Origin of the sequence: Pseudomonas fluorescens (assembly GCF_000730425.1) — a bacterium.
GTDB lineage: Bacteria > Pseudomonadota > Gammaproteobacteria > Pseudomonadales > Pseudomonadaceae > Aquipseudomonas > Aquipseudomonas fluorescens_X.
In genome coordinates, this window is sequence record NZ_CP008896.1 from 4411311 (window position 1) to 4435159 (window position 23849).

General features: G+C 62.0%; 20 protein-coding genes and 1 pseudogene. 12 read left to right on the forward strand and 9 right to left on the reverse strand.

The genetic code is table 11. The features are described from left to right. Positions 1-109: 109 nt before the first annotated feature. The 11 genes and pseudogenes from pilM (at position 110) to hemE (ending at position 14758) form a co-directional block, all read left to right on the forward strand. Positions 110-763 carry a type IV pilus biogenesis protein PilM gene (gene pilM, locus HZ99_RS19725; RefSeq protein ID WP_038445425.1) on the forward strand — a complete coding sequence of 218 codons (654 nt, stop codon included), beginning with the start codon at positions 110-112 and terminating at the stop codon, positions 761-763. Beyond that, positions 763-1314, forward strand: coding sequence for a PilN domain-containing protein (locus tag HZ99_RS19730; RefSeq protein WP_038445427.1), 552 nt, complete (start codon positions 763-765; stop codon positions 1312-1314). The genes pilM and HZ99_RS19730 overlap by 1 nt, the downstream gene beginning before the upstream one ends. Continuing rightward, positions 1311-1931 (forward strand): type 4a pilus biogenesis protein PilO, encoded by a 621-nt coding sequence (locus HZ99_RS19735; RefSeq protein ID WP_051903194.1) that lies wholly within the window; start codon positions 1311-1313, stop codon positions 1929-1931. Before HZ99_RS19730 ends, HZ99_RS19735 begins: the two co-directional genes overlap by 4 nt. 128 nt (positions 1932-2059) lie before the next feature. Continuing rightward, positions 2060-2443 (forward strand): annotated as a pseudogene (locus HZ99_RS19740) (pilus assembly protein PilP); the annotation flags it as partial. A 69-nt stretch (positions 2444-2512) separates the two neighbouring features. Next, the gene (locus tag HZ99_RS19745) at positions 2513-3844 is read left to right on the forward strand and encodes a type IV pilus secretin PilQ (RefSeq protein ID WP_038445429.1); all 1332 of its coding nucleotides are present in this window, start codon (positions 2513-2515) and stop codon (positions 3842-3844) included. A gap of 4 nt (positions 3845-3848) precedes the next feature. Next, positions 3849-4367, forward strand: coding sequence for a shikimate kinase AroK (aroK, locus tag HZ99_RS19750; protein WP_038445430.1), 519 nt, complete (start codon positions 3849-3851; stop codon positions 4365-4367). A 147-nt stretch (positions 4368-4514) separates the two neighbouring features. Further along, positions 4515-5615 (forward strand): 3-dehydroquinate synthase, encoded by a 1101-nt coding sequence (aroB, locus tag HZ99_RS19755; protein ID WP_038445432.1) that lies wholly within the window; start codon positions 4515-4517, stop codon positions 5613-5615. Between the two features lie 10 nt (positions 5616-5625). After that, on the forward strand, positions 5626-7200 hold the full coding sequence (locus HZ99_RS19760) for an SPOR domain-containing protein (RefSeq protein ID WP_038445434.1): 1575 nt from the start codon (positions 5626-5628) through the stop codon (positions 7198-7200). Between the two features lie 350 nt (positions 7201-7550). Beyond that, positions 7551-11996 (forward strand): glutamate synthase large subunit, encoded by a 4446-nt coding sequence (gene gltB, locus HZ99_RS19765; RefSeq protein WP_038445436.1) that lies wholly within the window; start codon positions 7551-7553, stop codon positions 11994-11996. Between the two features lie 32 nt (positions 11997-12028). After that, positions 12029-13447 carry an FAD-dependent oxidoreductase gene (locus tag HZ99_RS19770; RefSeq protein WP_038445438.1) on the forward strand — a complete coding sequence of 473 codons (1419 nt, stop codon included), beginning with the start codon at positions 12029-12031 and terminating at the stop codon, positions 13445-13447. Positions 13448-13690: 243 nt separating this feature from the next. Continuing rightward, positions 13691-14758 (forward strand): uroporphyrinogen decarboxylase, encoded by a 1068-nt coding sequence (hemE, locus tag HZ99_RS19775; protein ID WP_038445440.1) that lies wholly within the window; start codon positions 13691-13693, stop codon positions 14756-14758. A 119-nt stretch (positions 14759-14877) separates the two neighbouring features. Here the strand turns inward: hemE and HZ99_RS19780 are convergent, their stop codons facing one another. Next, a complete protein-coding gene (locus HZ99_RS19780; protein ID WP_038445442.1) occupies positions 14878-16152 on the reverse strand; it encodes an MFS transporter in 1275 nt (424 codons plus the stop codon). 124 nt (positions 16153-16276) lie between these two features. Here HZ99_RS19780 and HZ99_RS19785 point away from each other — a divergent pair, with 124 nt between their 5' ends. Further along, positions 16277-17170, forward strand: a complete 894-nt coding sequence (locus HZ99_RS19785; protein ID WP_038445444.1) for a LysR family transcriptional regulator — start codon at positions 16277-16279, stop codon at positions 17168-17170. 118 nt (positions 17171-17288) lie between these two features. Here HZ99_RS19785 and HZ99_RS19790 read toward each other — a convergent pair whose 3' ends face one another. From HZ99_RS19790 to HZ99_RS19825, 8 genes are read right to left on the reverse strand one after another with little or no spacing between them, the layout of a single operon-like run. Beyond that, positions 17289-17738: a hypothetical protein gene (locus tag HZ99_RS19790; protein ID WP_038445446.1), complete on the reverse strand. Its 450-nt coding sequence runs from the start codon at positions 17736-17738 to the stop codon at positions 17289-17291. Between the two features lie 27 nt (positions 17739-17765). Then, positions 17766-18992: a beta-ketoacyl-ACP synthase gene (locus HZ99_RS19795; RefSeq protein WP_038445448.1), complete on the reverse strand. Its 1227-nt coding sequence runs from the start codon at positions 18990-18992 to the stop codon at positions 17766-17768. Beyond that, positions 18992-19720, reverse strand: coding sequence for a 3-oxoacyl-ACP reductase FabG (gene fabG / locus HZ99_RS19800; RefSeq protein WP_038445450.1), 729 nt, complete (start codon positions 19718-19720; stop codon positions 18992-18994). The genes HZ99_RS19795 and fabG overlap by 1 nt, the downstream gene beginning before the upstream one ends. Further along, complete coding sequence (locus HZ99_RS19805; protein WP_038445452.1) at positions 19713-20177, reverse strand: hotdog family protein; 465 nt, start codon at positions 20175-20177, stop codon at positions 19713-19715. Before HZ99_RS19805 ends, fabG begins: the two co-directional genes overlap by 8 nt. Continuing rightward, positions 20174-21340, reverse strand: coding sequence for a beta-ketoacyl-[acyl-carrier-protein] synthase family protein (locus HZ99_RS19810; protein ID WP_038445454.1), 1167 nt, complete (start codon positions 21338-21340; stop codon positions 20174-20176). Before HZ99_RS19810 ends, HZ99_RS19805 begins: the two co-directional genes overlap by 4 nt. Then, positions 21337-21819 carry a hypothetical protein gene (locus HZ99_RS19815; RefSeq protein WP_038445456.1) on the reverse strand — a complete coding sequence of 161 codons (483 nt, stop codon included), beginning with the start codon at positions 21817-21819 and terminating at the stop codon, positions 21337-21339. The genes HZ99_RS19810 and HZ99_RS19815 overlap by 4 nt, the downstream gene beginning before the upstream one ends. Continuing rightward, the gene (locus HZ99_RS19820) at positions 21816-22565 is read right to left on the reverse strand and encodes a class I SAM-dependent methyltransferase (protein ID WP_038445458.1); all 750 of its coding nucleotides are present in this window, start codon (positions 22563-22565) and stop codon (positions 21816-21818) included. Before HZ99_RS19820 ends, HZ99_RS19815 begins: the two co-directional genes overlap by 4 nt. Next, positions 22562-23809, reverse strand: a complete 1248-nt coding sequence (locus HZ99_RS19825; protein ID WP_235205535.1) for an NAD(P)/FAD-dependent oxidoreductase — start codon at positions 23807-23809, stop codon at positions 22562-22564. Before HZ99_RS19825 ends, HZ99_RS19820 begins: the two co-directional genes overlap by 4 nt. Positions 23810-23849: the final 40 nt, after the last annotated feature.

Sequence of the window (23849 nt, forward strand, 5' to 3'; positions counted from 1 at the left end):
AAAGCATTTTTCGCCTCGGGGCGTCATGGGCGCCGCTCAACCGAGCCGACCGAATGCATCAACCCCAGAACTGGCCAGCCCTGAGACAGGCAAAGCTTTAGGGAGTTTTATGAAAAAGGGATTTTTCAGGCGAAAAGCCGATACCGTACTGGGTGTGGATATCCAGGACAGCGGCGTGAAGATAGTGGAGCTGGCCCGCGCCGGCGATGGCTATGCCATGCGTGCGTATGCGAGCCAGCCTTTGCCGGGTCATGCGGTGATCGACAGTAGTATCGTTGATCTGGAGGTTGTCGCGCAGACCCTTTCCAAGGCATTGTTCCGTGCACAGACCCAGGTCACCCATGCGGCCGTTGCCGTGGCGGGGCCTTCGGTGATCAGCCGGGTGATTGCGCTGGAGGCAGGGCTTGAGGCCGATGAGATGGAGCAGCGCTTGCGCTGCGAAGCTGACCAGTACGTTCCTTATCCGCTGGATGAGGTAGCCATTGATTTTCAGGTCCAGGGCCCATCGGGTCGTGAACCCGGTTATGTTGATGTGCTGCTTGTGGCGTGCCTCAAGGAGCAGGTGGAAGCGCGTGAGGCGGTATTGGCCATGTCTGGCCTGGTTGCGCGAGTGGTGGATGTAGAGGCGTTTGCCTTGGCGCGGGTGACCGATCAGGTGGTCGCTCGCATAGCGCCGGGGAATGGTATCAATAGTGCACAATGGGCTGCCGATGCCCAGGGATTGCGTGTCGCCTGCGGTTTGGCCCTCAGGAGTTTCGATTGATGACAAGAATCAACCTTTTGCCCTGGCGTGAAGAACGGGCGGAGCGCCGTCGCAAGTTTTTCCTGATTTTTCTGTTGGTGATCACCACGATTGCATTGGCCGCCGTATGGCTGGCTGATCGGGTCATCGATCGCGCGATTGATCGACAAGTGGCCCGTAACAACCATTTGAGCAAGCAAGTCACCATCTTGGATTCGCGCATCAAGACCATCGACGATTTGCGCGAACAGCGCCAGCAACTGATGGAGCGGATGAAGGTGGTCGAAGATCTCCAGGGCCATCGCGCGGCAGGCCAGGAGCTGTTCGAGCAGTTGGCCCGTGCGGTGCCGGATGGCGTCCGGTTGCATGAGGTCAGCGTCAGCGGCACCTTGGTGGAGGTCACCGGCACGGCGGTGTCCAGCGACGATGTCGCCCGGTTGATGCGTAGCCTGGAGGCTTCCAGCACGCTACGCGCGCCCAACCTGCGCCATGTCCGGGCCGAGGAGGATGGTGCGGGCAGCGCCTTCCAGTTGATGGTGGATCATGGGGAGCGCCAGGAGATGCAGCGGTGAGTCTATCGTCCAGCCTGTCAGGGCTGGCACTCCCGCAACTCTCCATGCTGTACCGCAACATCGCTCACTGGCCCTTGGCTGGCAGGCTGCTGGTGGGCGCCGCGCTTGCCTTGCTGGTGCTAGTGGCAGGGGATGCTGTGTACCTGGGCGGTGCCCGCGAGGCCTTGCAGCGTCAGGAAGCGGGAGAAATAACACTGCGCCAGCAGTTTGCCGCAAAGGCCCGGCAAGCCGCCCAGCATGACAGGGTGGTGCGCGAGCTTGAGACCCTGCGTATCGCCTTCACCGAACAGTTGCGCCAAATGCCGACGCTGATGCAAATGCCTGGCCTGCTGGAAGACTTCGCCCGTCTGGGGCACGCCAGTGGGGTGTTGGTCGATCAGCTCAGTGTGCTGGACGAGCAGGTGCAGCCGGTGTTCGTCGAGCGGCCGATGCAGCTCAAGCTGCTGGGCACTTACCATGACCTTCTGGCGTTCATTCATGGCGTGGCTGGGTTGTCGCATATCGTTACCCTGCATGACTTTATCATTCGCCCTGTTGACTCCCAGGGTGGTGCATTGCTGAGCCTGACGATGCTTGCCAAGACCTACCGGTACAGCAACCCGGGAGCCTTGCCATGAGCCGCCTCAAGGTCATGGGTTTGAGCCTGGTCTTGCTTGCTGGATGCGAGAATGACCCGCAGTTGCAGGTGTTGAATGACGAGTTGCAAGCGATTCGCCAGCAGGCAGTGCCTCTTGCTCACGAAGCGCCGGCAGTCATGCCAGGGCCAAGGTTTTTCTCCAGCGCGCCACCCCTGCGTGATCCTTTTCAGCCCCCGGACCCGCCTGCCGTTCGTGCCGCCGGCAAGCCCGGACCCGCGCCGGACTTCGACCGCCCCCGGCAGTTTCTCGAAGGGTTTGCCGTCGATCAGTTCCAGATGGTCGGCACCCTTTCACTGGGCGCGCAGACCTTTGCCCTGCTGCGTGGCGTCGCAGGTGTTCATCGCCTGGCGGTGGGGGATTACCTGGGGACCGATCATGGGCGCGTCGTGGCGATCCACGAGGGGCGGTTGGAGCTGGTCGAGCTTTTTCCCGATGGTGAGGGTGCTTGGCTTGAGCGCCCGCGCACTCTGGTGTTGAACGTGAATTCATAACGGAAGCAAAAAATGAAAAGGATTATTTCGTCCTTCGGTGTGGCGCTATGGATAGCGTTCACGGCACCGATGACTGAGGCTGTGCCCAAGAGAATCGACCTGATTCAGTTGCCACCTCCCGGTGCTTCGCCTCTGGGCAATGGGCGTGGCTCCTTTGACGGTGACAGGTTGTCCCTCAATTTCCAGGACATCGAGGTCCGCGCAGTACTGCAGCAGATTGCCGATGTGGCCGGCCTCAACCTGGTGGCCGGCGATGATGTGCAGGGCTCGATTACCTTGCGCCTCAAGGATGTGCCCTGGGATCAAGCCCTGGATCTGGTGCTGCAGGCCAAGGGCCTCGATCAACGCGTGACGGCCAATGTGCTGCTGGTGGCGCCGGCCGAGGAACTGGCCGCGCGCGAGCGGCTGGCCCTGGAATCACGCAAGTTGATGACCGAACTGGCGCCGCTGCGGCGGGAGCTGTTGCAAGTCAATTACGCCAGGGCGGCCGAGTTGGCCAAACTGTTCCAGTCGGTGGGCGGGTCTGAGGGGGTGGCTGATGAGCGTGGTTCGGTGACGGTAGATGACCGGACCAACAACATCATCGCCTACCAGACGGGGGAGCGTTTGGAAGAGTTGCGGCGCATCGTCAACCAACTGGATGTCCCGGTACGCCAGGTGATGATCGAGGCACGAATAGTCGAAGCCAATGTCGACTATGACAAAAGCGTAGGGGTGCGCTGGGGCGGGTTGCTGCGGAATAAAGGCAATTGGAGTGGTGGTGGCGTCGACAACAGCCCGTCAGGTGAGGGCGAGTCGCCCGATAGCTCGCCGTTCGTTGACCTGGGGGTCGTTAACGCAAGCTCTGGCCTGGGTATCGCGTTTGTTACCGATAACGTGTTGCTGGACCTGGAACTCACGGCCATGGAAAAAGGCGGCAATGGTGAAGTGATCTCCCAGCCCAAGGTGGTGACCTCCGACAAGGAGACGGCGCGGATTCTCAAGGGCACTGAGATTCCTTACCAGGAAGCCACGTCCGAAGGGGCGACTTCGGTTTCGTTCAAGGAAGCCTCGCTTTCCTTGGAAGTGACGCCACAAATCACTCCGGATGGCCAGGTCATCATGGAGGTCCGGGTGACCAAGGATGAGCCGGACTACCTGAACAAACTCAACGATGTGCCGCCTATCAAGAAGAATGAGGTCAACGCCAAGGTCCAGGTCAAGGACGGCGAGACCATCGTCCTCGGTGGGGTTTTCTCCAAAAACCAAAGCAAGGTGGTAGATAAAGTGCCATTTTTGGGCGATGTGCCGTATCTTGGCCGCCTTTTCCGGCGTGATGTCGTGGCCCAAAGAAAATCCGAGCTGCTGGTATTCCTGACTCCGCGTATTATGAATAACCAGGCGATTGCTGTGAGTCGTTGATTCTGTGCGAAATTTGATTCTTGTAGGGCCGATGGGGGCTGGAAAAAGCACCATCGGCCGTTTGCTGGCCAAAGAGCTGCGCCTGCCATTCAAAGACTCCGATAAGGAAATTGAATTGCGCACGGGCGCCAATATCCCGTGGATCTTCGATAAGGAAGGCGAACTGGGCTTTCGCGACCGCGAACAGGCGATGATTGCCGAGTTGTGCGGCTGCGATGGCGTGGTATTGGCCACCGGCGGCGGCGCGGTGATGCGTGAGGAAAACCGGCGGGCGCTGCATGCCGGCGGCCGAGTGGTGTATTTGCATGCATCGGTCGAGCAGCAAGTCGGGCGTACCGCTCGCGATCGCAATCGGCCATTGCTGCGCACTGCCAATCCGGAGAAAACCTTGCGCGATTTGCTGACGCTACGCGATCCGCTTTATCGGGAAATCGCCGACCTGGTGGTGGAAACCGATGAGCGGCCACCGCGCATGGTCGTAATCGACATTCTTGAACGCTTGCAGCAGTTGCCGCCCCGTTAAAGCCTGGGCCGAAATGCGCTATTCTCGGCAGCGCGTCACAGCCGTCCGAGTTGTGGCGTAGAGCCATCATGCAGCGTCCGATCTCGACGATGCCGACAACGTTAATACACGGCAGGACGCCTGCTTCTATCTTCAGCGCGGGGACACATGCAGACACTTAAGGTCGATCTTGGCGAGCGTAGCTACCCGATCCATATCGGTGAAGGTTTGTTGGACCAGCCCAAGTTGCTCGCACCGCATATTGCCGGGCGACAAGTGGCAATCATCTCCAACGAGACAGTGGCGCCGCTGTACCTTGAGCGTCTGAGCCGCAGCCTTGCGGCGTATTCGGTGATCTCGGTGATTCTTCCCGACGGCGAAGCCTTCAAGAACTGGGAAACCCTGCAACGGATCTTTGACGGGCTGCTCACCGCGCGCCACGACCGGCGTACCACGGTGATAGCCCTTGGTGGCGGCGTGATCGGCGATATGGCTGGGTTTGCGGCGGCCTGTTACCAGCGAGGCGTGGACTTTATCCAGGTGCCGACCACGTTGCTGTCCCAGGTCGATTCGTCGGTGGGCGGCAAGACCGGCATCAACCATCCCCTGGGCAAGAACATGGTCGGTGCGTTCTACCAGCCCAATGCCGTGCTGATCGATACCGCGACGCTCAATACCTTGCCACCCCGCGAGTTGTCGGCGGGTCTGGCGGAGGTTATCAAGTACGGGTTGATCTGCGATGAGCCGTTCCTGGCCTGGCTTGAAGAACACGTCGATGCCTTGCGCAACCTGGACCAGGTGGCGCTGACCGAGGCGATCTCCCGCTCCTGCGCGGCCAAGGCACTGGTGGTCAACGCCGACGAGCGTGAGTCTGGCGTGCGCGCCACCTTGAACCTGGGCCACACCTTTGGCCATGCGATTGAAACCCATATGGGCTATGGTGTCTGGTTGCATGGGGAGGCCGTGGCGGCTGGCACAGTAATGGCGTTGGAGATGTCGCAACGCCTGGGCTGGATCAGTGTCCAAGAGCGTGACCGCGGTATTCGCCTGTTCCAGCGCGCCGGGTTGCCGGTCATTCCTCCTGAGGAAATGACCGAGGCTGATTTCCTCGAACATATGGCGATAGACAAGAAAGTGATCGATGGTCGTTTGCGTCTGGTGCTGTTGCGCCGAATGGGCGAAGCGGTAGTGACCGACGATTATCCGAAAGAGATTCTACAGGCCACGCTGGGAGCGGATTACCGCGCCCTGGCCCAGCTGAAAGGTTAACCAGATCCCGATGACTAGTTTGCATGCCGACGAGGCGTTCCTCGGCCATTACCAGTTGAGCCATGACCCTTTTGCGCCACGGGTCCCAGGTTTCAAGTTTTTCCCAGCGCAGCGCAAGCCGGTGTTGGGGCAGTTGCACCACCTGGCGCGCTACAGCCAGTTGCTATTGGTGGTCACAGGCCCTTTGGGCAGCGGCAAGACGCTGTTGCGCCAGGCTCTGGTGGCCAGTACCAACAAGCAATCGGTGCAGAGCGTGGTGGTTTCCGCCCGTGGTGCCGGTGATGCGGCGGGTGTGTTGCGCCAGGTTGCCCAGGCGCTGGACGTGGCCAATGCCGAGCCGACTGCAATTCTCAAGCAAGTGGTGCAACTGGGCCTGACCGGCCAGGAAGTCTACCTGCTGGTGGACGATGCCGAGCAGCTCGACGAGTCCGCCCTGGAAGCGTTGCTGGCCCTGGCGGCGGGTACGCCGGAAGGTCGTCCCCATGTGTTCCTGTTTGGTGAGGCGTCGCTGATTGCCGATCTGGAGCAGCTCAGTGGCGAGCAAGAGCTGTTCCATGTCATCGAATTGCAGCCCTACGAAGAAGAGGAAACCCGCGAGTATCTGGCTCAGCGCCTTGAAGGTGCCGGCCAGGGTATCGAACTTTTCTCCGCCCAGCAGATCTCTGATATTCACGAAAGCTCCGACGGCTGGCCTGGCACCATCAACCAGGTGGCCCGGGATGCGATGATCGAAGCCATGATTGCCAGCCGTTCAGCGGTTAAGCGTCCAAAGATGGGGTTCACCATGCCGAAGAAACACGTACTGGCGATTTCTGCTGTTGTCGTGGTTGCCGTTGCCGCCGCCTGGTTGATTCCTGGCCGCAGCAAGGCACCGACCGCGCCAGGCGCGCCTACCGAGCAGGCGCAACTGCCACTGGGCAAGCCCACCACCAATGGCGCGCCTGCCGTTGAGTTCGCCGGTTCCGGCCAGCCTACCAACCTGCCGATGGTCGGCCAGCCGGTCATGCGTGGTCCGTTGGCAGAAGAAGCGGGCGCGATCTCCGAAGGCGACGACGGTGTGCCGGTAGAAGGCTCCAGCGCTACGCCACCCACCGTTACCACCGTGGCCCCGCCTCCCGGCGCAACTGCCAGCCCGGCGCCTGTGCCTGCGGCCAGGCCGACGCCTGCCCCGACCCAGGTCGCCACCGCCAAACCAGCCCCGGCGCCAGTGGTCAAGCCGACGCCAGCGCCTGCGGCCAAGCCAGCACCCGCCGCCAAGCCTGCTGAAAAGCCGGTGACTGTGGCCAAAGCCGCTGCCGGCAGCGGCTGGTACACCAGCCAGCCGGCCAAGAACTACGTAGTGCAGATCCTCGGCACCAGCTCCGAAGCCAACGCTCAGGCGTTCGTCAAAGAGCAGGGTGGCGAGTACCGTTATTTCAAGAAAGTGCTCAACGGCAAGCCTCTCTACGTGATCACCTACGGCAGTTTCCCGAGCCGCGCGGCAGCCGATTCCGCGATCAAGGCCTTGCCAGCGAAGGTTCAGGCTGGTAAACCTTGGCCTCGCACTGTTGCCAGCGTTCAACAAGAACTCGCAACAACTCGCTGAAGATCCGGCGACCTTACCCAGGTCGCCCTCCCAGCACCTCAAAAAAACGACAACAGCGTGCAGCCCTGAAGGCCGCGCGCTTTGTGGTGTCTGCGTCACGGTAGCTTTTGAGTCGTAGCGGTCAAAATTAAAAAAGTTTTGACTAGCACAGCATATCGCTTTAAACCTTTCATAAATGCGACATAGATTTGCGACAGTTCGTCGCCAAATTTGTGGGCGTCTGTGTCGGTGTGTACAATGACCTCCCTTTTGCCCCTGCTAAGCCGGCGTACGTTCGGCGCGGAAGGTAACTGGTTGAATTGAAAAGAAATTTGCCTCGGAATAAGAGGCAGCCTGGTGAGAAAGTGTCTATGAAAGCAGGTCTGTACCAACCCGATGAATTCAAGGATAACTGTGGTTTCGGCCTGATCGCCCATATGCAGGGCGAACCCAGTCATACCCTTCTGCAAACGGCCATCGAGGCCCTGACCTGCATGACCCACCGTGGTGGGATCAACGCCGACGGCAAGACCGGTGACGGTTGTGGCTTGCTGATTCAAAAGCCCGACCTGTTCCTGCGCGCTGTCGCCAAGGAAGCCTTCGGCGCCGATTTGCCCAAGCAATACGCGGTGGGCATGGTGTTCTTCAATCAGGACCCGGTCAAAGCCGAGGCCGCTCGCGAGAACATGAACCGCGAGATCCTCGCCGCCGGCCTGCAACTCGTCGGCTGGCGCAAAGTGCCGATCGACACCAGCGTGCTCGGCCGCCTGGCCCATGAGCGTCTGCCGCAGATCGAGCAAGTGTTTATCGCCGGCGACGGCCTGAGCGACCAGGACATGGCGATCAAGCTGTTCACCTCCCGTCGTCGCTCGTCCGTGGCCAACGCCCTGGACACCGACCACTACATCTGCAGCTTTTCCCACAAGACCATCATTTATAAAGGCCTGATGATGCCGGCGGACTTGACCGCCTTCTATCCAGACCTGAGCGATGAGCGCCTGCAAACCGCGATCTGCGTGTTCCACCAGCGCTTCTCCACCAACACCCTGCCGAAATGGCCGCTGGCCCAGCCATTCCGCTTCCTCGCCCACAACGGCGAGATCAACACCATCACCGGCAACCGCAACTGGGCCGTGGCCCGTCGCACCAAGTTCGCCAACGACCTGATGGACCTCGAAGAACTCGGCCCGCTGGTCAACCGCGTGGGTTCCGACTCCTCGAGCATGGACAACATGCTGGAACTGATGGTCACCGGCGGCATCGACCTTTTCCGTGGCGTGCGCATGATCATTCCGCCAGCGTGGCAGAACGTCGAGACCATGGACCCCGACCTGCGGGCGTTCTATGAGTACAACTCGATGCACATGGAACCGTGGGACGGCCCGGCTGGCGTGGTCATGACCGATGGTCGCTACGCGGTGTGCCTGCTCGACCGTAACGGCCTGCGCCCGGCGCGCTGGGTCACCACCACCAACGGCTTCATCACCCTGGCGTCGGAAGTCGGCGTGTGGAACTACCAGCCGCAGGACGTGATTGCCAAAGGCCGGGTCGGCCCTGGCCAGATCCTCGCCGTGGACACCGAAACCGGGCAGATCCTCGACACCGATGCCATCGACAACCGCCTGAAGTCGCGACACCCGTACAAGCAGTGGCTGCGCAAGAACGCCCTGCGTATCCAGGCGACCATGGAAGACAACGATCACGGTTCGGCGTTCTATGACGTCGACCAGCTCAAGCAGTACATGAAGATGTACCAGGTCACGTTCGAGGAGCGCGACCAGGTGCTGCGCCCGCTCGGCGAGCAAGGCTACGAGGCTGTCGGCTCCATGGGCGACGATACGCCGATGGCCGTGCTGTCCCAGCGCGTGCGCACGCCGTACGACTATTTCCGCCAGCAGTTCGCCCAGGTGACCAACCCACCTATCGACCCGCTGCGTGAAGCCATCGTCATGTCCCTGGAAGTGTGCCTCGGTGCCGAGCGCAACATCTTCCAGGAGTCGCCTGAGCACGCTTCGCGCGTGATCCTCAGCTCGCCGGTGATTTCCCCGGCCAAGTGGCGCTCGTTGATGACCCTGGAGCGTCCAGGCTTCGACCGCCAGATCATCGACCTGAACTACGACGAGAGCCTCGGCCTGGAAGCCGCGGTGCGTAACGTCGCTGATCAGGCTGAAGAAGCCGTGCGTGCCGGTCGCACCCAGATCGTGCTGACCGACCGCCATATCGCCCCGGGCAAGCTGCCGATCCACGCGTCCCTGGCGACCGGTGCGGTACACCACCGCCTGACCGAAAAAGGCCTGCGCTGCGACTCCAACATCCTCGTCGAAACCGCCACCGCTCGCGACCCGCATCACTTCGCCGTACTGATCGGTTTCGGTGCCTCGGCGGTGTACCCGTTCCTGGCCTACGAAGTGCTGGGTGACCTGATCCGTACCGGTGAAGTGCTGGGCGACCTCTACGAGGTGTTCAAGAACTACCGCAAAGGCATCACCAAGGGCCTGCTGAAGATCCTGTCGAAGATGGGCATCTCCACCGTCACGTCGTACCGCGGCGCACAGTTGTTCGAGGCCATCGGCCTGTCGGAAGAAGTCTGCGAGCTGAGCTTCCGTGGCGTGCCGAGCCGTATCAAGGGCGCGCGTTTCGTCGACATCGAAGCCGAGCAGAAAGCCCTGGCAGCCGAAGCCTGGAGCGCACGCAAGCCGATCCAGCAAGGTGGCCTGCTCAAGTTCGTGCACGGTGGCGAATACCACGCCTACAACCCGGACGTGGTCAACACCCTGCAAGCTGCTGTGCAACAGGGCGACTACGCCAAGTTCAAGGAATACACCGCGCTGGTGGATAACCGCCCGGTGTCGATGATCCGTGACCTGTTCCGGGTGAAGACCCTGGACACGCCGATGGACATCGCCCAAGTCGAGCCGCTGGAGTCGATCCTCAAGCGCTTCGACTCCGCCGGTATTTCCCTGGGCGCCTTGTCCCCCGAGGCCCACGAAGCCCTGGCCGAAGCCATGAACCGCCTGGGTGCGCGTTCCAACTCCGGCGAAGGTGGGGAAGACCCGGCGCGCTACGGCACCATCAAAAGCTCGAAAATCAAGCAGGTTGCGACCGGTCGTTTCGGTGTGACCCCGGAATACCTGGTCAACGCCGAAGTGCTGCAGATCAAGGTGGCCCAGGGTGCCAAGCCCGGTGAGGGCGGCCAGCTGCCGGGCGGCAAGGTCAATGGTCTGATCGCCAAGCTGCGTTACGCAGTGCCGGGCGTCACGCTGATTTCGCCTCCGCCGCACCACGACATCTACTCGATCGAAGACTTGTCGCAGCTGATTTTCGACTTGAAACAAGTCAACCCGCAGGCGCTGGTCTCGGTGAAGCTGGTAGCAGAAGCCGGCGTGGGCACCATTGCCGCTGGCGTGGCCAAGGCCTATGCCGACCTGATCACCATCTCCGGCTACGACGGCGGCACCGGCGCTTCGCCGCTGACCTCCATCAAGTACGCCGGCGCACCGTGGGAACTCGGCCTGGCCGAAACCCACCAGACCCTGCGCGGCAACGACCTGCGCGGCAAGGTCCGGGTGCAGACCGACGGCGGCCTGAAAACCGGCCTCGACGTGATCAAGGCCGCGATCCTCGGCGCCGAAAGCTTCGGCTTCGGGACTGCGCCAATGATCGCCCTGGGCTGCAAATACCTGCGCATCTGCCACTTGAACAACTGCGCCACCGGCGTCGCCACTCAGAACGAGAAGCTGCGCAAGGATCACTACATCGGCACCGTCGACATGGTGGTGAATTTCTTCACCTACGTCGCCATCGAGACCCGTGAGTGGCTGGCCAAGCTGGGCGTGCGTTCCCTCGAAGAGCTGATCGGTCGCACCGACCTGTTGGAAATCCTCGAAGGCCAGACCGCCAAGCAACATCACCTGGACCTCACGCCGCTGCTGGGCAGCGATCACATTCCGGCCGACAAACCGCAGTTCTGCGGCGTCGAGCGTAACCCGCCCTTCGACAAAGGCCTGCTGGCCGAGAAGATGGTGGAAATCGCCGGTTCGTCGATCAATGACGCCAGCGGTGGCGAATTCGCCCTGGATATCTGCAACTGCGACCGTTCCATCGGCGCGCGGATCTCCGGCGAAATCGCGCGCAAGCACGGCAACCAGGGCATGGCGAAAGCGCCGATCACCTTCCGCTTCAAGGGCACTGCGGGCCAGAGCTTCGGCGTGTGGAACGCCGGCGGCCTACACATGTACCTCGAAGGCGACGCCAACGACTACGTGGGCAAGGGCATGACCGGCGGCAAGCTGGTGATCGTTCCGCCAGCGGGCAGCATCTACAAGACCCAGGACAGCGCCATCATCGGCAACACCTGCTTGTACGGCGCCACCGGTGGCAAGCTGTTCGCCGCCGGCACTGCCGGTGAGCGTTTCGCCGTGCGTAACTCCGGGGCCCACACCGTGGTGGAAGGCACGGGCGATCACTGCTGCGAGTACATGACCGGGGGCTTTGTCGCGGTACTGGGCAAGACCGGTTACAACTTCGGTTCGGGCATGACCGGCGGTTTCGCCTACGTGCTCGACCAGGACAACACCTTCGTCGACAAGGTCAACCACGAGTTGGTCGAGATCCAGCGGATCAGCGGCGAAGCCATGGAGTCCTACCGGAACCACTTGCAGCACGTGCTGGACGAGTACGTCGAGGAAACCGGCAGCGAATGGGGCCGTAACCTCGCCGAGAACCTCGATGATTACCTGCGTCGTTTCTGGCTGGTCAAGCCCAAGGCTGCCAACCTGAAATCGTTGCTTTCCAGCATCCGTGCCAACCCGCAGTGATATGCGCCTGAACAGTTTGATGAGGTTTTAACATGGCTGAACGTCTGAATAACGACTTCCAGTTCATCGATGTCGGGCGCAAAGATCCGAAGAAGAAACTGTTGCGTCAACGCAAGAAAGAGTTCGTGGAGATCTACGAACCCTTCAAACCCCAGCACTCGGCCGACCAGGCCCACCGCTGCCTGGGGTGCGGTAACCCGTATTGCGAATGGAAGTGCCCGGTGCACAACTTCATTCCCAACTGGCTCAAGCTTGTGGCCGAGGGCAACATCCTCGCCGCCGCCGAGCTGTCGCACCAGACCAATACCCTGCCGGAGGTTTGCGGCAGGGTGTGCCCGCAGGATCGTCTGTGCGAGGGTGCCTGTACCCTCAACGATGGTTTTGGCGCAGTGACCATCGGCTCGGTAGAGAAATACATCACCGACACCGCGTTCGCCATGGGCTGGCGCCCGGACATGTCCAAGGTCAAGCCGACCGGCAAGCGTGTCGCGATCATCGGCGCAGGCCCGGCGGGCCTGGGGTGTGCCGACGTGCTGGTACGTGGCGGCGTGACCCCGGTGGTATTTGACAAGAACCCGGAAATCGGCGGCCTGCTGACCTTCGGCATCCCCGAGTTCAAGCTGGAAAAGACCGTGTTGAGCAATCGCCGCGAAGTCTTCACCGGCATGGGCATCGAGTTCCGCCTGAACACCGAGATCGGCAAAGACGTGACCATGGCGCAACTGCTCGAAGAATACGATGCTGTATTCATGGGCATGGGCACCTACACCTACATGAAGGGCGGTTTTGCCGGTGAGGACCTGCCCGGCGTGTACGACGCGCTCGACTTCCTGATCGCCAACGTCAATCGCAACCTGGGCTTTGAAAAGTCGCCGGAAGATTTCGTCGACATGAAAGGCAAGAAGGTCGTGGTACTCGGTGGTGGCGACACCGCGATGGACTGCAACCGTACCTCGATCCGCCAGGGGGCCAAGTCGGTGACCTGCGCCTATCGCCGTGACGAAGCCAACATGCCGGGCTCGCGCAAAGAGGTGAAGAACGCCAAGGAAGAAGGCGTGAAGTTCCTCTACAACCGCCAGCCGATCGCTATCGTCGGTGAAGATCGCGTCGAAGGCGTGAAGGTGGTCGAGACCCGCCTCGGCGAACCGGACGCCCGTGGCCGCCGCAGCCCCGAGCCGATCCCGGGCTCCGAAGAGATCATCCCGGCGGACGCCGTGGTCATCGCCTTCGGCTTCCGCCCGAGCCCGGCGCCGTGGTTCGAGCAGTTCCAGATCCAGACCGACAGCCAGGGCCGTGTCGTGGCCCCGGAGCAGGGCCAGTACAAACACCAGACCAGCAACCCGAAAATCTTCGCCGGTGGCGATATGGTGCGCGGTTCTGACCTGGTGGTGACGGCAATCTTCGAAGGCCGCAATGCCGCCGAAGGCATCCTGGACTACTTGCAGGTCTAATACGGGTCCCTAGCTGGAATGGGATCAAAAATGTGGGAGCGGGCTTGCTCGCGAATGCGCTGTATCAGTCACTAAATATGTCGACTGAGCCACCGTATTCGCGAGCAAGCCCGCTCCCACATTTGTTTTGCGACGCTCTCATGTCCGCGACAAATTGACCCGATAGACAAAAGGCTGACCTGCAACCGTGCCTTTTGCGTCCGGCTCTGAGAAAATGCCCGCACTTTTTTTGCGGATGCCGACATGACTGCCCTCAAGAACGACCGTTTCCTTCGTGCCCTGCTCAAGCAACCTGTAGACGTCACCCCCGTGTGGATGATGCGTCAAGCCGGCCGCTACCTGCCGGAATACCGCGCCAGCCGCGCCAACGCGGGCGATTTCATGAGCCTGTGCATGAATCCTGCGTTCGCCTGCGAAGTCACGATGCAGCCGCTGGACCGCTATCCACAACTGGATGCGGCCATTCTCTTCTCCGATATCCTGACCATCCCCGATGCCATGGGCCAGGGCCTGTACTTTGAAACCGGCGAAGGCCCACGCTTCAGGAAAGTGGTCAGCACCCTGGCCGATATCGAAGCCCTGCCGATCCCTGATCCACACAAAGACCTTGGCTACGTGATGGACGCGGTCAGCACCATTCGCCGTGAACTCAATGGCCGCGTACCGCTGATCGGCTTCTCCGGCAGCCCGTGGACCCTGGCCACCTACATGGTCGAAGGCGGTTCGTCGAAAGACTTCCGCAAGACCAAGGCTATGCTCTACGACAACCCGCAAGCCATGCACCTGCTGCTGGACAAGCTGGCGCAGTCGGTCATTTCCTACCTCAACGGCCAGATCATGGCCGGCGCGCAAGCGGTGCAGATCTTCGACACCTGGGGTGGCAACCTGTCGGCGGCGGCGTACCAGGAATTTTCCCTGGCCTACATGCGCAAAATCGTCAGCGGCCTGATCCGCGAACACGAAGGCCGTCAAGTGCCCGTGATCATGTTCACCAAGGGCGGCGGCCTGTGGCTGGAAAGCATTGCCGACGCCGGTGCCGATGCACTGGGCCTGGACTGGACGTGCGACCTGGGCGAAGCCCGTCGCCGCGTCGGCAACCAAGTGGCCCTGCAAGGCAACATGGACCCGACCGTGCTCTACGCCAAGCCGCAAGCGATCCGCACTGAAGTGGGCCGCATCCTCGCCAGCTACGGCAAGGGCAGCGGCCACGTATTCAACCTCGGCCACGGCATCACCCCGGAAGTGAACCCGGAGCATGCGGGCGCGTTCCTGCGTGCAGTGCATGAGCTGTCGGCGCAGTATCACGAATAACACGCAAAATACATGTGGGAGCGGGCTTGCTCGCGAATGCGGAGTGTCAGTTCATACATTCATGACTGATACAGCGCATTCGCGAGCAAGCCCGCTCCCACATTTGAAGCAACACCGTATCAGGTATTTCCGTTCCCCAACGGCGCCAGCTTCGCCAGCCTCAACGCCACCAGCAGCGCAACGATCAGCAGCGTGACGATAAACCCGCCAATCCCGTTCCACCCCGCGTAATGCCAGAAAACCCCACCGGCGGTCCCGGCAATACTCGACCCCGCGTAATAGCTGAACAAGTACAACGATGAAGCCTGGCCCTTGGCTTTCAGGGCGCGGCGGCCAATCCAGCTGCTGGCCACCGAGTGGGCGCCGAAGAAGCCGAAGGTGAAGATCAGCATACCGATGATGATCAGTACCAGCGGGCTGAATAGCGTCAGGGTGATGCCGGCGAGCATCAGCACGATCGTGGCCCACAGCATGCGGCGGCGGCCCAGGCGGTCGGCCAGCGAGCCGATCTTTGCCGAGCTGTAGATACCCGACAGGTACACCACCGACAACAAACCCACCACCGCCTGGCTCAGGTCGTAGGGGGCGGCCAGCAAGCGGTAGCCGATGTAGTTGAACAGCGTGACGAAGGCCCCCATCAGCACGAAGGCTTCGAGGAACAACCAGGGCAGGCCGGCATCCTTGAAGTGCATGACAAAACCGTTGAGCAGGTTGCGCGGCTTGAGACTGCTGGAGCGGAAGTTGCGCGACTCGGGGAGGATTTTCCAGAACACCGTTGCGGCAGCCAATGCCAGTGCGCCGATGATCAGCATTGCTGTGTGCCAGCTGACGAAATCGATCAACACGCCGGTGAGAAGACGCCCGCTCATGCCGCCAATCGCATTGCCGCCGATATACAGGCCCATGGCCAGGCCGATGTGCTGCGGGTGGATCTCCTCGCTGAGGTAGGTCATGGCCACGGCCGCCAAACCACTGAGAGACAGGCCCAGCAGTGCGCGCATCCACAGGATGCCTTCCCAGGTGGGCATCAGGCCACTGGCGATGGTGCAGAGCGCCGCGCAGAACAACGAGGTCACCATCACCGGCTTGCGTCCCAGGCGATCGGAAATCGGCCCGGTGATCAGCAGGCCAAACGCGAGCATTGCGGTGGAGACGGAGAGGATCAGGCTGCTTTGCGCGGCATTGATGGAAAACTCGTGGGACAGCGCCGGCATCATCGGCTGTACGCAATACAGCAGGGCAAAGGTGGCAAAGCCGCCGGAAAACAGGGCCAGCACCGTACGCATAAACATCGGTGTGCCTTTTTCGATGTACACATCGTTGAGCTGCGCCACCACCTCATCCAGGGCGGTGGGCGGACGTTCTTGGGCAAGTGGAGCGACAGCAGCTTTCACGCGGGACCTCGGGAAGCAAAGGCAGCCAGGACAGGCCATGCAAAAAAGAATATAGCTGGCTAATGATTCTTTCCAATATATTGTTCGACCTGTTTGATAGCTTTTGCGACCTAATGAGGTTTTTATGGAATTGCGCCATTTGCGCTACTTCATTGCCGTGGCTGAAGAGCTGCATTTCGGTCGGGCCGCCCAGGTCTTGGGCATCTCCCAGCCACCCCTGAGCCAGCAGATTCAGACATTGGAGCAGCACGTGGGCGCGCGTCTGTTTGAACGTACCAACCGTCGGGTCCAATTGAGTGAAGCGGGGCGATTGTTCCTGCATGAGGCACGGCTGGTGCTGGCCCAGGTCGACAAGGCCGCCGATGTGGCGCGTCGTGCGCAATTGGGTGAATTGGGCGAGCTGAAGATCGGCTTCACCTCTTCGGCGCCGTTTAACTCCAGCATCCCACAGGCGATTTTCGCTTTTCGCCAGGCCTTCCCGGCGGTGCATCTGAACCTGCAGGAAATGAGCAGTACCGAAGTGGCAGGTGCGCTGGTGGATGAGTCGATCCAGGTCGGCTTGATGCGCCCGCTGCCGTTGCCGGATTCGCTGAGTGTCGTGGAGTTGATGCGTGAGCCCCTGGTGGCGGTGCTCAGTGCCGGCCATCCATTGGCACAAGGCAGCGAGCGGGGTTTGTACCTCGCACAGTTGGCTGACGAGCCTTTTGTATTTTTCCCACGGGCCTATGGCAGCGGCTTGTACGCCCAGTTGCTCAGCCTGGCCCGTGACGCCGGCTTCAGCCCGCACTTCGCCCAGGAGGCCGGCGAGGCCATGACCATCATCGGCCTGGTGGCAGCGGGGTTGGGGGTGTCGGTGTTGCCGGCGTCGTACCAGCGCATCCGCATCGACGGCGTGGTCTACCGCACCTTGCTCGACCCGGAGGCGGTGACGGCGGTATGGCTGGTACAGCGCAAGGACCAGCAGTCGCCGATGGCCAGGGCGTTTGTCGAGCTGTTGACGCGCAAGGCGTTGGTGTAGTGCTGTGGGAGCCGCCTCGCCCTGTGAGGCGGCGATGATGGCGGCACAGGCGGTAAAAATGTCACCTGGTACGTTGTTATTGCAGCTTCGCAGGGTGACGCGCGGCCTCAGGGTATTTTCAGTTCTGCTTCGACGTCCCCGTCTCCTTGAACAACTGCGCCGCCGTGCCCGCTTGCGCCGCGCCGCTTGCGCGCAGCCCGGCCATGATGTCGCGATCGAGCATGCTCACCCAGCGGTTGTAGTTGCGATGAATCTTGCCGTCCTTGTAGCCCAGTTCCTGGCTGTCGCGGTAGGTGATGGCGTAGTGGGTGCCGGTGTAGCGGATGTCGATTTCGGCGTAGTAGCGGTTGCGCACGTTGATCTGGGCCTGGATCAGGCGTGGGTCGGCGCGTTGCACGCTCCAGTTGCGCTTGTCCAGGGCGGTGAGGATGGCCTGTTTCATTTTTTCTTCGCTGACCTGCTCGCTGGCAGCCAGCGCATGCTGGGTGTTGAGCACCGGCTTGCTGGTACAGCCGGCAACGGCCAGCAGGGTCAGGGCGATGAGGGTGGCGCGTAGCAACGAAGACATTCCGTTCTCTCCAGTCAAATAAAAGGCTTACTGCCAGCGGCGAAAGATCAGCGACGTGTTGACGCCGCCAAAGGCAAAGTTGTTGTTCATCACGTAGTCGTTGTGCATCTGGCGGAACTCGCCGCGCAGGTAGTCCAGTTCGCCGCAGCGCGGGTCGACTTGATCGAGGTTGAAGGTCGGTACGTACTGGTCGCGGTTCATCATCTCGATGCTGAACCACGACTCCAGGGCCCCGCAGGCACCCAGGGTATGGCCCAGGAAACTCTTCTGCGAGCTGATGGGCATGCGGCTGCCGAACAGGCTGCTGGTGGCCAGGGTTTCGGCAATGTCGCCTTGTTCGGTGGCGGTGCCGTGGCCGTTCACGTAGCCGATGGCATCCGGCGTCAGGCCGGCATCTTCCAGGGCCAGTTCCATGGCCCGGCGCATGGTGACCTGCTCGGGACGGGTGGTGTGCTGGCCGTCAGCGTTGCTGCCAAAGCCGACGATCTCGGCATGGATGTGCGCGCCACGGGCCAGGGCGTGTTCCAGCTCCTCAAGTACCAGCATGCCGCCGCCTTCGCCGATCACCAGGCCGTCGCGGCCGCTGTCGTAGGGGCGCGGGCTGGTCTGCGGGGCGTCGTTTTTCAGGCTGGTGGCGTAGAGCGCGTCAAATACCATGGCTTCGGTGGGGCACAGTTCTTCGGCTCCGCCGGCGAGCATCAGTGGCAGGCGGCCGAACTTGATCGCTTCATAGGCATAGCCGATGCCCTGGCTGCCGCTGGTGCATGCGCTGGATGTGGGGATCAGGCGCCCGGTGAGGCCAAAGAAAATGCTGATATTGGCCGCCGTGGTGTGCGGCATCATGCGCACATAGGAGTTGGCGTTCAGGCCCTCGGCCACCGAGTTGAGCAGCATATTGCCGAAGGCCTTGATCTCGTCGGTACTGCCGGTAGATGAGCCGCAGGCCACCCCCATGCGCCCATCCTTGATCGACGCATCGCCCAGCAGGCCGGCGTCCTGTAGCGCCTGTTCCGCGGCCCACACGGCCAGGCGCGAGACCCGGCCCATGCTGCGCAGTTGCTTGCGGGTCCAGTGGGCCGGCACCACAAAATCGTCGATCGGCCCGGCCAAGCGGGTGTTCAGTTCGCTGAAGCGGTCCCACTCATCCATGCGCCGGATGCCGCTGCGCTGGGCGCGGAAGCTGGCGACGATGGTGTCCCAATCGCAGCCCAGGGAGGTCATGCCGGCCATGCCGGTGACTACCACACGTTTCATCAGCACAGGCCCCCGTTCACGGCCAGCACCTGGCGGGTGATGTAGCCGGCCTCGGCCGACATCAGGAAGTTCACCGCACTGGCGACCTCTTCGGGAGTGCCCATGCGCTGGGCGGGGATCATCTTCATCAGTTCTTCCACCGGCACGTTCTCGTCGAGCATCGCGGTGTCGATCAGGCCGGGGGCCACGCAGTTGACGGTGATCTTGCGCTTGCCCAGCTCAATGGCCAGGGCCTTGGCCGCACCGATCAAGCCGGCCTTGGACGCGCTGTAGTTGACCTGGCCACGATTGCCGATCAGCCCCGAGACCGAGGTAATGCACACAATGCGCCCGGCCGCGCGGCGTCGGATCATCGGCATCATCACTGGGTGCAGCACGTTGTAGAAACCATCGAGATTGGTGCGCATCACCTCATCCCAGTCATCCTCCGAGAGCGCCGGGAACGCGCCATCGCGGGTCAGCCCGGCGTTCAGCACCACGCCGTAATAGGCGCCGTGGGCTTGCACGTCGGCCTCAAGGATTTGCTTGCAGGTGGCACGGTCTGCCACATCGAACTGCAGCACCCGGGCCTTGCGTCCCAGGGCCTGGATTTCAATCTGTACGGCATCCGCTTCGGCACGGCCATTGCGGCAATGCAGCACGATGTCATGGCCGGCCTGGGCCAGGCGCAAGGCAATAGCGCGGCCGATACCCCGGCTGGAGCCGGTGACCAGTACGGATTCAGTCATGACGCGTGTCCTTCGATTCAGCTAAATAGTTGGCCGCCTGGGGCGGTCGAAATACGTTCAGGCGCGCGCTGGCCTGGATCCCGTTGCCGGTCAGGTGGCATTCGAACACACCCATGCCGTTGTCGTCTTCCAGGGAGCGCAGGCCGTGGATGGTCAGCTCGGTGCCGACGGGAAAGTGCTCGACGTTGCACTCAAACTTACGGGTGCCCAGCAGGAACCCCAACGCCACCGCTTCGCCGTTCTGGCGTGCACGGCAGCCCGCATAGGCAGCGACGCTTTGCGCCATCAGCTCGACGCCGACCCAGGCCGGCAGGCTGCCGTCAGGGCGGTTGAACAGGCCGCCGGGCCTGACGGTGACGCGAGTGCGGATCTGCTCTTGATCGAACGCCAGCACCTGGTCGATCAGGATCATGTCCCCGGCGTGGGGCAGCAGTTCGGCGAGTGGCCAATCGATCATGGGGCGTCTCCGATAATCAGGCTGACGTTATTGCCGCCGAAGGCAAACGAATTGCTCATCAGGTAGCGTTTTTCCAGGGGATCGCCGACCTTCGCCCAGTGCAGGGCAGGCAGCACCGGGTCGGCTTGACCGTCCCAGATATGCGGCGCCAGCGTGCCCTCGCTCAGGCTCAGCCAGCAGAACGCGGCTTCCAGCGCCCCGGCGGCGCCAAGGGTATGGCCGGTCAGCGGCTTGGTCGAGGAGCAGGCTACGCCCGCGGGAAACAGGGTGGCTACGGCCAGGCTTTCCATGGCGTCGTTATGCGGGGTCGCGGTGCCGTGCAGGTTCAGGTAGCCGATCTGCGCCGGGGCCAACTTTGCACTGGCCAGGGCCTTGCTCATTGCCTGCAGCGCACCTTTGCCGGTGGGCTCCGGCGCGGAGATATGGTGCGCATCGCAACTGGCGCCGCTGCCCAGCAAGGCGATGGGCGCCGGGCTCCTGCTCATCAGGAACAGCACCGCCGCTTCACCAATATTGATGCCATTGCGGTTCACCGAAAACGGGTTGCAGCGTTCGGCAGACACCGCTTCCAGGGAGGTAAAGCCATTGAGGGTCAACTTGCACAGGCTATCGACCCCGCCACACAGCACCGCATCGCACAGGCCCAGGTCCAGCAGGCGGCGTGCGCTCATCATTGCGCGGGCGCTGGAGGTGCAGGCGGTGGAAATCACATAGGCCGGGCCGCTCAGTTGCAGCCAGTCGGCGAGGAAGTTGGCCGGGGCGCCGAGTTCCTGTTGCCGGTAGTCGTAATCCTCGGGGAACTGCCCTTCGCGCAGGTAGTGGGCGATGCCGCGGCTGGCTTCATCGATGCCCGAGGTGCTGGTGCCCAGCACCACCGCGATGCGTGACGCGCCAAAGGTCTGGATCGCTTGGCGGATCGGGCCTTCTATCTGTAACGCAGCCTCCAGCAGCAACTGGTTATTGCGACTGTTCTGTTGTGCCAGGTGCGGCGGCAGCGGTGCCAGTTCACCGAGCACGCTGCCCACCGGCACTCTGCGCTCAGGCACCCAGCCGCGCTCGGCGCGCATGCCGGAGCAATCCCCGGCAAACAGGTTGCGCCGTACTTCGTCCTGGCCACGGCCCAGGGCGCAGATGACCCCCAGGGCATTGAGGTAGGCAGTCATGGGCTGCTCTCAAGCGCGCTGACGCGATAGTTCAGGTGCTGGCCGGGCATGCCCACGCTAAAGCTCAACGGCGCGCGATAGAGCACTTGCCAATGTGGCTTGAGCACCCGCACACCATCGTATTCGCGGGCTTGGGGATAGTTGCCGCGCACCTCGGCGGCAGGCGTCAGGGCAAACAGCAGCGCGGCAAACAATTCACGGGCCTGGGGATTGGGCGGCAGCAGGCCATCCGCCTGCCAGGTGCCGGCCACCAGCTTTTGTCGGGCCTGGGGAATGCCCAGTGGATCCATCAGCGACCAGCGAATGGCCCGACCTTCGCGCTGGATCACCAGCAACCAGTCCTGGCGCTGGCCATCCTGCTCGCGCTCGATATGCAATTGCAGGGGCAAGGCCAGGCTTGGTGTATGCACCGGCAGCGGTGGCTGGCTGGCGCAGGCAGCGAGCAGCAGCAGGCTGGCGATCAGCAACGCGCGGATCATGCTGCCGGGCCTGTAAGTGGCTTGCGCGCGACCACATTCACCAAGGTCTCTTCACGCTCGCCAAACGGCTTGGGCTGGCGCAGGCCCCAGCGCTCCAGCAGGCCGAAGTCAACCGAGCGGCTCCACCACAGGTAGGGGTAGGACACATTCTGCGGGCCGAACTCGAAACCCTGGTCGCGGACCATTTCCAGGTACTCGGCGGCGCTCTTTTGCACATGCATCGGGTGACGGAACAGCCAGCGAATCACCCAGGTATCGATATAGGCTTCGGTGGACTCGGCAAACAGCAGGTAGCCACCCGGCTTGAGCACCCGATAGAACTCGGTGAGTGCCCGTTGCTGCTCCACCAGGTGGTGGAAAGTCTGGTGACAGAACAGGATGTCGACGCTCTCGTCGGCCACGTCGAGGGTTGCACAATCGCTGCCGATCAGCTCGATATCAATGCCCTGGCGCGCGGCTTCGGCACGGCTCAGGTCAAGGCTGTGCGGGTCGGCGTCAAGGCCGATCAGGCGTGCGGGGGCGAACACCTGTTGCAGATAGCGAAACGACTTGCCCTGGCCGCAGCCGGCATCCAGCAGTACTGGCGCCTGGGGCAACGGCTCGCTGAACAGGCCACGCAGGTCGTTGATCGCCACGCGCAGCACATGATGTTGCCAGGTATGGCTGCGCAGGAACCAGAAGCCGAACTTGGTCTCTTCGACGTAATTTTTGCTCAAGTATTCTTTTTGCACAGACGGACTGCTCATACGTTATCCCCGGCACAGATTTGCGAGAGCATCCGCAAGCGGCGCTTGGGTTCGCTGACAAAGGGGTTGCGCTCGTCCCAGGCATAACCGGCGAGGATCGAGCTGATCATGCGGCGGATTTGCGGCGAGCTGCCAGGGTGGTAGATCACATCCTGGAACGTGCCGGCGTACCAGCCTTCGACATAGCAGCGGAAGGTGTCGACCCCGCGCTTGAGCGGCTCGGCGAACTCGGTCTGCCAGTCCACGCTTTCGCCCTTGAGCTGGCGGTGCAAGAGGCCGGCGGCCATGCTGGCCGAACGCATGGCGATGGTCACACCAGAGGAGAATACCGGGTCGAGGAACTCTGCCGCGTTGCCCAGCAGCGCAAAGCCTGGGCCATGCAAGGTGGTGACGTTGGCCGAGTAGCCGCCGATGGCCCGTGCCGGGGTATCCCAGACCGCGTTCGCCAGGACGTTGGACAGGCTCGGGGTTTGCTCGATAAAACCGCGCAGGCAGGCATCGAGATCCCCATCGCAACCGGCAAAATGTTCCTTGGCCGCGACCACGCCCACCGAACAGCGCCCGTTGCTGAACGGGATGGTCCAGAACCAGATATCGCGCTGGGTCGGGTGGGTGGTAATGAGGATTTTGCTGCGGTCGAAGCCCGGGTGTTCGATGCGGTCTTCGACATGGGTGAACACCGCCTGGCGCACCGGGAAGTTCGACGGCGCTTCAAGGTTCAGCAGGCGCGGCAACACGCGACCGTAGCCACTGGCGTCGAGGACGAAACCGGCCTTGATGTGGTATTCGCGGCCATTCTCGCGGCGCACGTGCAGGTAGCGGTGGCCTGCGGCGAAATCCACGCCGACCAGGGTCTGGCCGTAACGGATCTCCACGCCTTGCAACGCGGCCTGATCGGCCAGCAACTTGTCGAAATCGGCGCGCTGGACCTGGAAGGTCGTGGGCTTGCCATCGCTGAAGGTGTCGCCGAAATCGAAGGCACTGTAGCGCTCGCCCCAGGCAAATGCGGCACCGGTTTTCAGCTGGAAGCCGGCGGCGTTGACCGCCTCAAGCATGCCGGCCTCTTCGATAAAGTCGATGCAGTGGGACAGCAGGCTCTCGCCGATGGAAAAACGCGGGAAGTGCTCGCGTTCGATGATCAACACATCATGCCCGTTACGCTTGAGCAACGCGGCCGCAATGGCGCCGGATGGACCGGCACCGATCACCACGACCTGGCGACGTTCCATTTCAACTGTGGGCACTGTGGCTCCTTGCCGGGTTGGCGATTATCACATTCAACTC

Excerpts from the sequence above, each read along its gene's own strand:
- HZ99_RS19790 (WP_038445446.1), bottom strand. The coding sequence starts at position 17,738 with ATGTCTTCGTTGCTACGCGCCACCCTCATCGCCCTGACCCTGCTGGCC.
- HZ99_RS19795 (WP_038445448.1), bottom strand. The coding sequence starts at position 18,992 with ATGAAACGTGTGGTAGTCACCGGCATGGCCGGCATGACCTCCCTGGGC.
- HZ99_RS19785 (WP_038445444.1), top strand. The coding sequence starts at position 16,277 with ATGGAATTGCGCCATTTGCGCTACTTCATTGCCGTGGCTGAAGAGCTG.
- HZ99_RS19730 (WP_038445427.1), top strand. The coding sequence starts at position 763 with ATGACAAGAATCAACCTTTTGCCCTGGCGTGAAGAACGGGCGGAGCGC.
- fabG (WP_038445450.1), bottom strand. The coding sequence starts at position 19,720 with ATGACTGAATCCGTACTGGTCACCGGCTCCAGCCGGGGTATCGGCCGC.
- pilM (WP_038445425.1), top strand. The coding sequence starts at position 110 with ATGAAAAAGGGATTTTTCAGGCGAAAAGCCGATACCGTACTGGGTGTG.
- HZ99_RS19760 (WP_038445434.1), top strand. The coding sequence starts at position 5,626 with ATGACTAGTTTGCATGCCGACGAGGCGTTCCTCGGCCATTACCAGTTG.
- HZ99_RS19770 (WP_038445438.1), top strand. The coding sequence starts at position 12,029 with ATGGCTGAACGTCTGAATAACGACTTCCAGTTCATCGATGTCGGGCGC.
- HZ99_RS19805 (WP_038445452.1), bottom strand. The coding sequence starts at position 20,177 with ATGATCGATTGGCCACTCGCCGAACTGCTGCCCCACGCCGGGGACATG.
- aroB (WP_038445432.1), top strand. The coding sequence starts at position 4,515 with ATGCAGACACTTAAGGTCGATCTTGGCGAGCGTAGCTACCCGATCCAT.
- HZ99_RS19820 (WP_038445458.1), bottom strand. The coding sequence starts at position 22,565 with ATGAGCAGTCCGTCTGTGCAAAAAGAATACTTGAGCAAAAATTACGTC.
- gltB (WP_038445436.1), top strand. The coding sequence starts at position 7,551 with ATGAAAGCAGGTCTGTACCAACCCGATGAATTCAAGGATAACTGTGGT.
- HZ99_RS19745 (WP_038445429.1), top strand. The coding sequence starts at position 2,513 with ATGACTGAGGCTGTGCCCAAGAGAATCGACCTGATTCAGTTGCCACCT.
- HZ99_RS19810 (WP_038445454.1), bottom strand. The coding sequence starts at position 21,340 with ATGACTGCCTACCTCAATGCCCTGGGGGTCATCTGCGCCCTGGGCCGT.
- HZ99_RS19815 (WP_038445456.1), bottom strand. The coding sequence starts at position 21,819 with ATGATCCGCGCGTTGCTGATCGCCAGCCTGCTGCTGCTCGCTGCCTGC.
- hemE (WP_038445440.1), top strand. The coding sequence starts at position 13,691 with ATGACTGCCCTCAAGAACGACCGTTTCCTTCGTGCCCTGCTCAAGCAA.